The sequence below is a fragment of the Paenibacillus ihbetae genome, from assembly GCF_002741055.1.
In the GTDB taxonomy this organism is placed as follows: Bacteria; Bacillota; Bacilli; order Paenibacillales; family Paenibacillaceae; genus Paenibacillus_AQ; species Paenibacillus_AQ ihbetae.
On the sequence record NZ_CP016809.1, the window covers coordinates 628,152 to 641,489 of the forward strand.

General features: G+C 52.1%; 11 protein-coding genes. 2 read left to right on the plus strand and 9 right to left on the minus strand.

The features are described 5' to 3' along the window. Position 1: 1 nt before the first annotated feature. The 4 genes from BBD41_RS02765 to BBD41_RS02780 all read right to left on the minus strand — a co-directional run bounded on the left by BBD41_RS02765 (position 2) and on the right by BBD41_RS02780 (position 2,854). Positions 2–508: a DUF4178 domain-containing protein gene (locus tag BBD41_RS02765; RefSeq protein WP_077565615.1), complete on the minus strand. Its 507-nt coding sequence runs from the start codon at positions 506–508 to the stop codon at positions 2–4. 30 nt (positions 509–538) lie between these two features. Next, the gene (locus BBD41_RS02770; protein WP_077565614.1) at positions 539–943 is read right to left on the minus strand and encodes a DUF350 domain-containing protein; all 405 of its coding nucleotides are present in this window, start codon (positions 941–943) and stop codon (positions 539–541) included. A gap of 133 nt (positions 944–1,076) precedes the next feature. Beyond that, positions 1,077–1,748 (minus strand): PspA/IM30 family protein, encoded by a 672-nt coding sequence (locus BBD41_RS02775; protein ID WP_099476631.1) that lies wholly within the window; start codon positions 1,746–1,748, stop codon positions 1,077–1,079. 83 nt (positions 1,749–1,831) lie between these two features. Beyond that, a complete protein-coding gene (locus tag BBD41_RS02780; protein ID WP_099476632.1) occupies positions 1,832–2,854 on the minus strand; it encodes an NADH:flavin oxidoreductase/NADH oxidase in 1,023 nt (340 codons plus the stop codon). A 160-nt stretch (positions 2,855–3,014) separates the two neighbouring features. Between BBD41_RS02780 and BBD41_RS02785 the strand changes: the two genes are divergently transcribed. After that, positions 3,015–3,872, plus strand: coding sequence for a polysaccharide deacetylase family protein (locus tag BBD41_RS02785; protein ID WP_099476633.1), 858 nt, complete (start codon positions 3,015–3,017; stop codon positions 3,870–3,872). Between the two features lie 232 nt (positions 3,873–4,104). Here BBD41_RS02785 and BBD41_RS02790 read toward each other — a convergent pair whose 3' ends face one another. From BBD41_RS02790 to BBD41_RS02800, 3 genes are all read right to left on the minus strand, one after another. Continuing rightward, positions 4,105–4,815, minus strand: a complete 711-nt coding sequence (locus tag BBD41_RS02790; protein ID WP_077568931.1) for a 3D domain-containing protein — start codon at positions 4,813–4,815, stop codon at positions 4,105–4,107. Between the two features lie 189 nt (positions 4,816–5,004). Beyond that, positions 5,005–5,727, minus strand: a complete 723-nt coding sequence (locus BBD41_RS02795) for an amino acid ABC transporter ATP-binding protein (RefSeq protein ID WP_167392954.1) — start codon at positions 5,725–5,727, stop codon at positions 5,005–5,007. Next, positions 5,714–7,156: an ABC transporter substrate-binding protein/permease gene (locus BBD41_RS02800; RefSeq protein ID WP_099476635.1), complete on the minus strand. Its 1,443-nt coding sequence runs from the start codon at positions 7,154–7,156 to the stop codon at positions 5,714–5,716. The genes BBD41_RS02795 and BBD41_RS02800 overlap by 14 nt, the downstream gene beginning before the upstream one ends. 659 nt (positions 7,157–7,815) lie before the next feature. Between BBD41_RS02800 and BBD41_RS02810 the strand changes: the two genes are divergently transcribed. Beyond that, positions 7,816–9,564: an alpha-glycosidase gene (locus BBD41_RS02810; RefSeq protein ID WP_099476637.1), complete on the plus strand. Its 1,749-nt coding sequence runs from the start codon at positions 7,816–7,818 to the stop codon at positions 9,562–9,564. Positions 9,565–9,672: 108 nt separating this feature from the next. Here the strand turns inward: BBD41_RS02810 and glgA are convergent, their stop codons facing one another. Beyond that, entirely contained in the window at positions 9,673–11,106 is a 1,434-nt protein-coding gene (glgA, locus tag BBD41_RS02815; protein WP_099476638.1) for a glycogen synthase GlgA, read from the minus strand. Continuing rightward, positions 11,103–13,208: a 1,4-alpha-glucan branching protein GlgB gene (gene glgB / locus BBD41_RS02820; protein ID WP_237086999.1), complete on the minus strand. Its 2,106-nt coding sequence runs from the start codon at positions 13,206–13,208 to the stop codon at positions 11,103–11,105. Before glgB ends, glgA begins: the two co-directional genes overlap by 4 nt. Between the last annotated feature and the right edge of the window lie 130 nt (positions 13,209–13,338).

A 13,338-nucleotide genomic window follows, 5' to 3' on the forward strand; every position in this document is an offset into this window, starting at 1 on the left:
CCTACGTCGCCCGGATGACTCGTACATCCCCCGGGATCACTTTCTCTCCTTCATACAGCATAAATCTGCCGTTCTGCCATTCGATTCGCAAGAGCTTGTAGTCATCGGATTGGTATTGCCACACATGCTGCTCCCCGCCCTGCATGAAAGGCGTTCGCCCCGCGATCGAGACATGTCCGCCGTATTCCTCCTCCAAATGGAAGACATGATCGTCCAGATCGATGATGGACGGTACTTCTTCCGGAGAGTCGAGGCGACCGTCAATCGGCGTATACAGCGCATATTGCACCGTTTCTCGTTCTTCAATGTGCAAATACGCGATACGGGCGCCGTCCTGAAGCGTCAGGACAACCGCATTCCGGCCGCGGTTATGTACCCGGCCCGTTACTTCATACGTTACCAAAGATACTTCGCATATATCTCCCGGCGCCAGCTGCAGCATGCTTTTCTCTGCTTTGGGCGGTTCAGGCTTCGCAAACAAGTTGCTGATTCGTTTCCATACACTCATCTTTCCTGTCTCCAATCTCCATTATGCGTTCTATAAGCAAGCGGTAATTATTAACGCGCCTACCACATGAAGCGAACCTGCAAACAAGCCGTATCCCGTTTTTCCATCGCGGGTCCCCTTATCCAGGTTGAGGTTGGCAAAGTGGCGAAGCAGCCCTTCCGTCAAGGCCTCCAGCACGAATAGAATGACAAAAGAAACCACAGATACCATGATCGCCTCAAGCAGATGGTAGGAAGTTCCGATGGACACGGACAATATATATCCCTGAGCCGCAAGCTTTAGGACCAATCGGGTCGTTACGGCCATGTTGCCGGCCTTGACCTCTTCCAGATCATTGTACTTCGTAAACAGGGAATCCACGAACATCAGTACGAACAGCAGCAGAGCGCCAACAGCGGTCCAAACCAGAACACTCAAGATCATCTCAAAATCCATCGTCCAAACCTCCAGTGATCATTCATCCATTATGACATCTCGAAAACAAAAACGAAGGAGGAGCCAAGCTGTTTCAAGCTTTAGCTCTTCCTCCCTCGCCCAGTCATTCCGATGTCCGTTGCCCGGATTTGTGTTATTGCTTATTCTCGTACTGCTTCATCAAAGCGGCCAGCTCATCTTCAACCGCTTTGTCTTTGCCGAGGTTTTCAAACTCTTCATCCAAGGACTTTTCGCGCTGCGACATTTCATTGCTCGCTTCCGCTCTTGCTTCCATCGCCAGCATCTTCTCTTCCATTCGCTTAAGGCCGGCGGCAGCCGTGTCGGAGCCGAAGCCGTTCATTGCTTTGTTGATTTCGGTTTGCGCTTTGGCTGCATTGTAACGGGCTACCAGCGTTTCACGCTTGTTCTTCATTGCCGTCAGCTGCTTGCGCATCTCCTCGAGCTTCGAACGCAAATTGTCTGCCGCGAGTTTGTTCTGATCGTAGCTTGCCTTGTATTCGTCGCGCTTGGCTTCGGCAGCCTTCTTCTCTTCAAGGGCACGGCGGGCAAGGTCCACGTTCTGCGCCTGCGCGGCCGTATGCGCTTGCTGCGTACGCTTCTCGACAAGCGCCGCCTGCTCTTCGTAGAGCGCCTTGAAGCGCTTCTCGATCGCAATCTGAGCGGCAACGGCTTTCTCCGCATCCTCAAGATCTTCCGTCATATCCCGAATATATTGATCCGTCATTTTGATCGGGTCTTCCGCCTTGTCGATAATGGCGTTAATATTGGACATGGTCAAATCACGCAATCGTTTAAATATGGACATCTTATTCTTCCTCCCGCTTTTACATTAATAATCGCTGTATGTTTATTATTTACGCCGTCCGCGGCAAAACGTTTCAAAATTTTTTAGAAACCTCTTTGATATTGCTTCGGAACCTTCTGCTCCCCGCCGAGCGCCTTCGCAGCATGCACGGCCCAATACGGATCTCTCAGCATGCCTCTGCCGATCGCAACCAAATCCGCCTTCCCCGACAAAATAACATTTTGAGCGACTTCATAATCATCCAGCAATCCGACGGCAATGACGGGCACCTTCAGCAATCGTTTGAACTCCGCTGCCAAGTCCACTTGATAACCCGGCGCAGCCTCCGGTCCCCCGCCTGATCCGACGGGGCCCTCGCCGCCGGAAGAGATATGAAAGATATCCACCCCGGCGTCCTTATATCTTCGGCAAACCTCGGCGCAGTAATCCACATCATAACCGCCATCGACATACTCCTTCGCCGATACGCGCATGATGACCGGCATGCCCTCCGGAAGGACTTCCTTCACGGCCCGGACGACCCGTTCGCCGAACAGGGGAAGATCCTGCCCATATTCATCGCTTCGCTGATTGGTCAACGGGGAGTGGAACTGGTGAATCAAATATCCGTGGGCCCCATGGATTTCAACGGTGTCGAATCCGGCCTCAACGGCCCGGCGGGCCCCATCCTTAAACGCCTGGATCAGCTCTTCGATCTCGGCCGCCGACAGCGCCTTCGGTATTTTATATTGGGAGCTGAACGCGATGGCCGACGGTGCTACCGACGGTTCCGCATCCTGTGCCTTTCTTCCGGCATGGCCGAGCTGAATCCCGATCTTCGTGCCGTAGGAATGCACGGCTTCAACCAGCCGGCGATAGGCAGGAATATGTTCATCGCTCCAAATGCCTGTATCCTGGTTCGATATGCGTCCGTCAGGGTGAACCCCGGTCATCTCGACAATGATCAAGCCGGTACCGCCCACGGCGCGGCTGACATAATGGACGAAATGCCAGTCGTTCGGGATCCCGTCCTCCGCTTTCACGGAATATTGACACATCGGTGGCATCACGATCCGGTTCTTCAGCGTCAAATTTTTAAAGTTATAGGGTGTAAACAAGTCTGCCAATCGAATATCTCCCTTCCGAATCCAAATATGTGATGTACACTCAACCGTTATTATACACCTTTTTCGTCCAAAAACTAAAAATGAGCCTCGGGGGCTCTCATGGATAAAGTCGGTGCTGGTTGGGAATACCATACAGAAAATGCTATAGGGGCTGATCGAGATGTTCAACCGAATTCATGCAGGGTTTCGCATCCTTGGGATGCTTTGTATCCTGCTCGCCATGCCGGCTCTCCCCGCCGATGCCGCGGCTTTGAACGGCTTGACTGCGCAGCCGGATGAAACCTCCTCCGTCATGTCCGAATCTTGGTCTTCCATTGAGGACCATGCGAAACGTGCAGGCGGCCGTTCAAGGGAGTCTCTGTCGCTGAGCCAATTAATGAAGAAATACCCCGATACCTTTCGGACCAGCGGGCCCCGCGTCAAAAAAATCGCCTTGACGTTCGATGACGTCCCCGATCCCCGATTTACCGGAAAAGTGCTGGATGTTCTGAAGGAGCAGCAGGTGAAAGCCACTTTCTTTGCCGTCGGCGAGCGGGCCAAGAAGCATCCCGGCCTCGTTAAGCGCATGCACGAGGAAGGGCATGCCATCGGGAACCACTCCTATAACCACGCCCAGCTTAACAAGCTGAGCCTCCATAAATTCAAGGATCAGATCGAGCGGACCAATATGGTCATCAAATCCATAACCGGGATCGAGCCAAGGCTGATTCGGCCGCCATATGGCGAGATTAATGAGGAGCAGCTTCAATGGGCCCGGAAGAACGGCTTCAAAGTCGTTAACTGGAATGTCGATTCATTGGATTGGAAGGGTCTAGGAAAGGATGAGGTCATGAGCAATATTCTTTCCGCGGTCGGACCGGGCTCGATCGTTCTGCAGCACGCAGGGGGTGGCGTCGGCTCCGATCTGACCGGAACGATCGAGGCGCTCCCAGGTATCATTCGCGAGCTCCGGGGCAAGGGATATACCTTCGTCACTCTTCCGGAAATGCTCGGGTTGCCTGAGAGCTTTAAGCATTAGGAAGCCTTGGAGAGCCTTAATCATAGCCGTTGGTCCGCTAGGGCTCCTCGCAAGGAGCAAGCAAAGAACGTTTCAGGAGAGCTTAGGATCCTGGAGAACAGCATGCCGAGGATTCCGTTCGCAAACCCTGTGTGTATATAAAAGGCGGCGCTTCAGAGATATCCCTGCAGCGCCGCCCCTTGATCATCATGTTCGTTTTACATTCTAGATCCCAATTCAACGGGATTAGCCATTACTCAATAATGTACAATTTGATATCCTGAATGCCGAATTTGCTGACAAAGGACGGAGAGCCTGGAATAAAGATATCAATCTTGTTTCCTTTAATGGCTCCGCCGATATCGCGCGCTTCCGCGACAAAAGCCTTTTTCGGAAGCCCGGGATGCTCATGCCCGGTAACGAGCACCTTCGTACCAAGCGGGATGACCTTCGGGTCAACGGCGATCGTGCCGATCTCCAGCTTGTTGCCGAAGTAATCGACCGCTCCCCATCCGCCGTTCTCGCTGGCTGCTGAGGAGTATGCGGTAGCCTTCACGGACAAGGTCTTGCTGTAGTTGAAGGTCTTGCCCCAAGCTTCGACCACGTTCTTATCATGGAATACGTTCAGGGTCGGCGAAAAGGCAGCTGCCGGTGCAGCCGAAGCAACCGATTTCGCCGATACGGTGCCTGGAATTTTGATTTTGAGACCCGGATAGATATTCGTCGCCTTGATGGTCGGATTTGCGCTCATCAGCTTGTCCAGCTTTACGCCGTACTGCTTCGACAGGAAGTAGAAGGTGTCTCCTTGCTTAGCGACATGAACCGAGCTGGCATGGGCTTGCAGCATACCGCCGCTGAATGTCAGTCCGATCGCCAGCGCGGTCATCGTGAACCACTTTGCCGTTTTTCCGGCGAGTCGGGCAATCTTATCCTTTTGTGCTTTTTTTAATGGTCGTTGTTTCATAGATGTCATATGTCGATGCCTCCTATGTATGAATCAAGCAATCTCGGTTATCTGACGGAACTGAATATATCACAATTTTGTAACCAATAGCGCATGCAATTGTTACCAGCAGGCGCAAAAAAACAGCGTCAATACCTCAATAGTTCAGGTATGACGCTGTTCGCGCAATGCTCGATGTCGTTAAAAAAGTTACAAAACCTTGCTCAAAAACTCCTTCGTGCGCGGATGGGAAGGCTGGCCGAACAATTCCTCCGGCGTTCCCTCTTCGATGATTTTTCCGCCGTCCATGAACAAAATCCGATCGCCGACCTCGCGTGCAAAGCCCATTTCATGGGTAACGATGACCATGGTCATTCCGCCTTCGGCCAGCTTCTTCATGACCTCAAGCACCTCGCCGACCATTTCCGGATCAAGCGCGGAGGTTGGCTCATCGAACAGCATGACATGCGGCTGCATGGCGAGCGCCCGTGCGATCGCGATCCGCTGCTTCTGTCCGCCGGACAGCTGCGCGGGATACGCCTCTTTCTTGTCCAGCAGCCCTACAGATTTTAGCAGCTCGTCGGCGGTCGCTTCAGCTTCTTTGGCCGAGACGCCCTTTACTTGCATTGGCGCCAGCGTAATGTTCTGCAGCACCGTTTTGTGCGGAAACAGATTGAACTGCTGGAATACCATGCCCATTTTTTCGCGGGTGGCGTTAATATTGTGGTTCTTGGCCGTAATCAGCTCGCCCTCGAACGATATCTCGCCGCTGGTCGGCACCTCGAGCAGGTTCAGGCAGCGAAGGAACGTGCTCTTGCCGGAGCCGCTGGGGCCAATGACAACGACGACCTCCCCTTTTGCGATTTCCACGTCGATGCCTTTCAAGATTTCCAGCTTGCCAAACGATTTATGAAGTCCCTTAACGGTTATCACTTGCACTCAACTTCCTTTCCCAGACACCCAGAAGCTTCGAAAGAACGAATGTCAGTATAAAGTAAATCAATGCGGCAACAAGAAGCGGATTCAGCGGGGCAAAGGTTGAACCGCGCAAAATCTGAGCCTGGTACATGATGTCGAAAACCCCGATGAACGATACGATGGACGATTCCTTGATGATGACCACGAACTCGTTACCGATGGCCGGCAGTACCCCCTTCAGCGCCTGCGGAAGAATGATATGACGCATCGCCTTGCCCTTGGTCATCCCGAGTGAACGGGCCGCTTCCAGCTGTCCGCGGTCGACGCCTTGAATACCTGCCCGGAAAATTTCGGCCAAGTACGCCGCACTGTTCAGTGACAGTGTCAGAATACCGGACTGAATCGGCGTAAATTTGATGTCAAACGCGGCGAGGCTGTAATGAATAATAAACAGCTGAACGAGCATCGGCGTGCCGCGCATAATTTCAATATAGGCTGTAGCTAAGAACTTCAGGATACCGACCCCGGACATACGCATCAGCGCGATCACGAGACCGAGAATAAATCCGAAGAATACGCCTAGAGCCGATATAAGCAGCGTAAATTGAATGCCTTGCGCATAATAATCGCGGTATTTCCAGAAAAATTCGAAGGTATTGAGGTTCTCCTTCGTACGTCCGGCGGCAAGATCACTAGCCTCGTCGACGAACTTCTGGATCTGGTTATTCTCCTTCAGCCGTTTAAGCGTTGCGTTAATGCTGTCCAGAAGCTCCTGGTTGCCTTTGCGGACGCCGATGGCATACTCGTCATTCTCCGTCGTCGGCTTGGCGTCTGTAATCGCCATCGTTTCGACATTCATGTTCGTAAGGGCGATCGGATACTCCGCCAACACGACGTCAACGCGCTCCGAGTCCAGCTGGAGCATCAGATCCGGTATTTTATCCAGGGAGACGACCTGGGCATTCGGTATCTCTTTCGCGATCGTTTCCTGGATCGAGCTCTTCTGAACGCCGATACGCGCGCCTTCCAGGCTCTCAACGGTGTTGTATTTCTGTTCATCGCCCTTGCGCACCACGACCGACTGCTCGGCCGCGTAATACGGATCGGAAAAGTCGATGCTCTTGCGCCGTTCTTCCGTCGGGTTCATGCCCGAGATCACGAAATCGACCCGGCCGCTGGTCAGTTCCGGCAGCAGCGCATCAAAGGACGTATCTTTGATGACGAGCTCGGCGCCAAGATCCTTGGCGATCTCCTTCGCGATTTCAATATCAAATCCGACGATGGTATCTACGCCGTCGATCGTTTTGTGAAATTCATAAGGCGCATAATCGGCACTGGTGCCGAGAATGATGGTTTTCTTCTCGACCTCTGCATGCACGATGCTTCCGAAAGCAAGCACAACCGCCATGCACAGGGTCATCCAAGCGATAAATTTACGTTTCATTTGAATGCTTTCTCCCCTAACTGATCCAATTCATATTTCCCTTCGTTAAACCTGCGACTGAGACATTATAAAACACGATGCATGAATATGCAATGAAAATTCATGGATTTTTCCATAGCCCTTGTCGTCCGGCTTTAATACAACTCAAAGCCGGCGAATTTATCATACAACGGTTAATATGTAATGCAGGCCGGTCCATATACCCGCCGGACGATCATTTTTGTTATCGCCAATTATTTGGTGAGTAAACAGCACAAGCAGTTAAGCGCATTTAGATTCCATATATTCACAGATATTTTAGATCGGATGATGATTTTATTTTAGAAAATCGTTATCTTATTAGCAGCAAGGACTAGTTCTTGAGTCATGTCCGGTGTAGTGAGTGTAACGACCTGCATCAACTCGTTAAACGGACTTACCTTGGAGCATCTTGATGCATAATCTGCCCTGGCGTGCTTCATCTTATAATCGTTCATCCTATCTGGAAGGGCAAGGGCCGGCTCGTTGGACATGCTCCGCAGGTTCCGTAAGCGCCCTGGAAGCACCTTGGAGAGCATTACAGAGATGAACAGCAGCACCTTCACCGCCGCGCTTTCATCCTTTGTTTCATTCTATTGGTCGAATGGTTATTTAATAGCTAAATTCAAGGAGGTGTAGCCATGCTGTTAGAAGCGCTGTATCACGTTCCAAGGGATAAATGGGCTTATGCCTATGATCCGCATACCATCCATTTAAGGGTGCGAACCAAGAAAAACGATATCGATTCGGTTGTGGCCATGACCGGAGACAAATACGATTGGGACCGGACGTACTTCGAAATCACCATGGAGAAGTCCGCCTCCGACGATATGTTTGATTACTACGAATGTCACGTCAAACCGAAGTATAAACGATTATCCTACGGCTTCCGCATTCATGCCGGCGATGAAACAGTTTATATGGTCGACAGCGGCATCGGCTGGGATTATCCTCATCCCCCGGCAGGTTATTTCGAGTTCCCTTACATACATGAAATCGATGTATTCAAGGTACCGGAATGGGCGAAGGAAGCGGTATTTTACCAAATTATGACCGAACGCTTCGCCAACGGGGATCCCGGCAATGACCCGGAAGGAACGGAGCCTTGGGGAGGCCAGCCGAAGGTTGACAATTTTTTTGGCGGCGATTTGCAGGGGGTGCTGGATCATCTGGATGATCTCGTTCACCTCGGAATCAATGCGATTTACTTCACCCCGCTCTTCCGCTCCCCTTCCAATCATAAATACGATACCGTTGATTACAAACAAGTCGATCCGCATTTCGGGGATAATGAGCTGCTTAAAAAGGTCGTCGACACCTGCCATGCCAAGGGGATCCGGGTCATGCTTGACGCGGTGTTCAACCATTGCAGCGACCAATTCCCGCCGTTTCAGGACGTGTTGAAGAACGGCGAAAAATCCAGATATGCAGAGTGGTTTCATGTGAATGATTTCCCTTGTGAAATCCGGGACGGCATACCGACTTATGATACCTTCGGATTTTTCGGCAATATGCCGAAATTCAATACCGCTAACCCCGAGGTCAAGGCCTATCTGCTCGACGTGGCGGAATATTGGATCAAGGAGATCAAGCTGGACGGCTGGCGCCTGGATGTGGCCAACGAAATTGACCATCATTTCTGGAGAGATTTCAGGCAGGTGGTAAAACAGGCCAATCCGGATGCCTACATCGTAGGCGAGGTATGGTCCGACTCCCTGCTGTGGCTGATCGGGGATCAGTTCGATTCCGTCATGAATTACCCCTTTGCCGACAAGGTGCTTGAGTTCTTCAACGGACAAATGGACGGGCTTACCTTCGCGAACCGGATCGGATCGCTGCTGATGAGGTACCCGCAGCAAACGAACGAAGTCGTCTTTAACCTGCTCTGCAGTCATGACACGCCAAGGCTGCTGACCCGCGTAGGCGGGGATACACGCCGGATGAAGCTGACGGTCGCATTTTTGTTCACCTTCATGGGAACGCCATGCATTTTTTATGGGGATGAAATCGGTCTGACGGGAGACGGGGATCCGGACTGCCGCAAATGCATGGAATGGGATCCGGCCAAACAGGACCGGGATCTGTATGAGTTCTACAGGAGCATGATCGGCCTGCGGAAAAGGCATCCGGCCCTGCGGCAAGGACGCTTCCGATTCCTTCAGGCCCGTCACCATGACCCTAGCATCGTCTATGAGCGTGCGGATGATAAAATGCACTTCATCATCTGGATGAACAACAGCGACCGTCCGCGCACCCTCTCCCATCCCATCGTCACGACCGATTGGGTGGATGCCTTGACGGAGGAGCCGGTCAAGCCGGTAAAAGGCACCATGCATATCGAGCTTGAGCCGTTCGGGTTCCGGATTATTCGCAGAAAGCTGAAGAACTAAACTGATCCACCCCTTGCATTTTAACAAAAAGAAAGGGACTGAATCGCAGGCAGGTTGCCATCAACCGCCTGTTCATTCAGTCCCTTTTGATTTGCTCGTCCAGCCGACTTAACCGGTTATGATCCGCTCATAAATTTCCATGTACTGCTTGGCCGAAGTGTTCCAGCTGTAATCGCCGCTTAAGGCGTTCTTCGTCACCTTGCGCCAGTGCTCCGGCTGACGGTACAAGGATGTCGCACGGCGGATCGTATGCATCATATCATGCGCATTATAATTCTTGAAGGAGAAACCGTTGCCTTCCCCCGTAACTTCGTTATACGACTGGACCGTATCGTTCAGGCCCCCCGTCTCCCTAACGATCGGCACGCTGCCGTACCGCATCGCAATCAGCTGGCTGATGCCGCAAGGCTCGAATTTGGAAGGCATAAGAAACAGATCGCTCCCGGCATAAAACCGCCGGGATAACGGCTCGTTGAAGCGGATCTGGGCCGACATTTTGTTCGGATAGCGGTTGGCCGCTTCCCGGAACCAATGCTCATAGGAAGGATCCCCGGTTCCCAGAACGACGAACTGAACCTCGTCGTAATATAAAAGCTCATCAAGGATCCGGATCACCAGATCCAGCCCCTTGGAATCCACGAGGCGGGTCACCATAGAAATCATCGGTACATGCGGAGCCACCGGCAGGCCGAGCTCCTGCTGGAGATCGATTTTATTTTGGGTTTTCTTCTGCAGATCGCTCCGGTACTTGACGGCCAGATGGGGATCGTTTGCCGGATTGTAGCTTTTCGTATCGATCCCGTTCACGATGCCGCTGAGCCGGGCTCCTTGCGCCGATAGAAGACCATCAAGTCCGTAGCCGTAATATCCCGTTTGGATCTCGGATGCATAGGTCGGGCTCACCGTGGTTACATGGTCGGAATAGATGATCCCGGCTTTCATGAAGTTCAGGTTCCCGTAGTACTCCACGCCGTCCGCCGTGAAATAACGGCTGTGAATGCCCAGCAGATCAACAAGCACCTCATAAGGAAACATGCCTTGGTACAGCAAATTATGAATCGTAAAGACGGTCCTTATGTCCGAATAGAATGGATCATGGCGGTATATGTCCTCCAGCAAAAGCGGGATCATTGCCGTGTGCCAATCGTGACAATGAAGCACATCGGGCTGATAGTCGATGATCGGCAGCATATCGAGCACGGCCCGGTTGAAAAATGCAAAGCGTTCGCCGTCGTCCATATAACCATAAATGCCGTCCCGTCCGAAATAATATTCATTGTCGATGAAATAAATCGTAACGCCGTCCTCCACTAAAGACTCAATTCCGCAGTACTGCTGCCTCCAGCCGACCTGAACCCGGGTCTCTCCGAGATGAGTCATGCGGTCCCGGTATTCTCCGGGGATGTCCTTGTATTTCGGCAGCACGACCCGAATATCGGTGCCGAGGCCGCGCAATGCCTTCGGCAGGGCAGCGATAACATCGGCCAAGCCTCCGGTCTTGATGAATGGTCCGCATTCCGAAGCGGCGTATATTAGCTTCATTCCTGTTCCTCCCTCGTGCTGTTCTTGCTCGTCGGCAACCGTCCAGACCGCTTTATGTTCGGTTCCGCGCTTGAGGTTACCGCCGTGCCGGCTGTTTCTGCCGGATCTGCTGTGTTGACTGATATAGCTGATTTAGCTGATTTAGCTGATTTAGCTGATTTAGATGATTTAGCTGTTTTACCTGTTTTAGCGCCTTTCGTCTCTACGGACTCTTTCATCCTCCGCGTCTTAGGCGGCTTCTTCTTCAAAATCACCATGCCAAGCGGCGGCAGCTTAATCTCCAGGCTTTGCGCTTGCTGATGCCACGCCAGCTTCTCCGTCTTGATTTCCCCAACGTTCAGCAGACCCTCTCCTCCGAAATCGGCATGGTCCGAGTTAAAGATTTCAATGTACTGTCCCGGACGCGGGGCACCGATCCGGTAGGCTGCGTAGGACCGGGGCTGAAAGTTGATGACCACGAGCAGGGTATCGCCCGGCTTCTTCCCTTTTCGCATAAAAGATATGACGCTTTGATTGTTATCATCCGCACTCAGCCACTCGAATCCGTGAATGTCATGATCCATTTCCCACAGTGCTTTCTCTTTCGCATATAACCGGTTTAAGGCTGCTGTGTAATACATATGCTTCCGGTGGCTTTCATAATCCAGCAGCAGCCAATCCAGCTGCTCCTCATCCTTCCATTCGATGAACTGGCCGAACTCGCCGCCCATGAACAGCAGCTTTTTGCCCGGGTGGGTCATGAGATATCCGAGCAGAATCCGGAGTCCGGCAAACTTTTGCTCGTAGCTGCCCGGCATTTTGTTCAGCAGCGATCTTTTTCCATGCACCACCTCATCGTGGGAAAGGGGCAGCGTAAAGTTTTCGGAATAGGCGTACATCATCGGAAACGTCAGCAGGTTATGCTTCGACGGCCTTTGATCAAAATCATGCTCCATATATGAGAGGGTATCGTTCATCCAGCCCATGTTCCACTTGTAGTTGAAGCCTAGTCCGCCTTCGTGCACGGGGGCGGTGACGCCCGGCCATGCGCTCGACTCTTCCGCCATCATGAGGGCATTCGGGTAATAGTGGAACACCGTTTTGTTCAACAGCTGCAGAAACGAGATCGCCTCCAGATTTTCCAAGCCCCCATGCGCATTCGTGCGGTACTGGCCCGGCGGCTTCTCAAAATCAAGCCGGATCATACTGGTCACCGCATCGACACGCAGCCCGTCGATATGATACATATCCATCCAGAATAATGCATTGGAAATCAAGTATGAAACGACTTCCGGCTTGGCATAATCGAAAGACAATGTTCCCCATCCGGGCCTCTCCGCTTTCTGAGGGTCACCGTATTCGTATAGCGGCGTCCCGTCAAATTGGCGCAGTCCGTGAGCATCCTTGGCGAAATGGGCCGGCACCCAATCGAGGAGCACACCGATTCCGGCCTGATGCAGCTTATCGACCAGATACATGAAATCATGGGGTGCGCCATATCGGCTCGTCAGCGCGTAAAAACCGGTGCCTTGGTACCCCCATGAACGGTCATACGGATGCTCCGCGAGCGGCATGAATTCCACATGGGTATAGCTCATTTCCAGCAAATAAGGGATTAAAAGCTCTGCCATTTCCCGGTATGTATAAAAAGTGCCGTCGTCCTTTTGCCTCCATGTGCCCAAATGCATCTCATAGATGTTCAATGGCTTGTTAAACGGGGACTTGCCCCTGCGGCGCCACGCTCCGTCATTCCATTGGTAGCCTGACAAATCCGTGACCACCGAAGCCGTTGCCGGTCTGACTTCGGCTTGAAACGCATAAGGATCAGCCTTAAGGAATGTTTCTCCATGGGGGCCCATAAGCTGGTATTTGTAAAAAGTTCCAGCTTGCATGCCGGGGAAAAAACGACTCCAAATTCCCGAATCGGGTATCCTATATAACGTGTCTTTGCTGCCGTCCCAACCGTTCCAATCGCCCGCAAGTCCGACTTGCTGCGCATGCGGAGCCCACACGGTAAACCGGACGCCCTCCTCCCCGTCTTCCCGGGCGGGGTGCGCTCCCATGCATCGGTAGCTGTGGAACCAGGTTCCTTCATGGAACAAGTACACTTGTTCCGGAGTCATGTTTCCTTCCCTAATTGCTTGGCTCAATATTCTTCACCTGCTTTGTCATAAAAATCCATAGATTATTAATGCTATTACCCCATTCTAACCATGTTGAAAATAAAAAATGTCCTTGAAAAATAATTTTGTA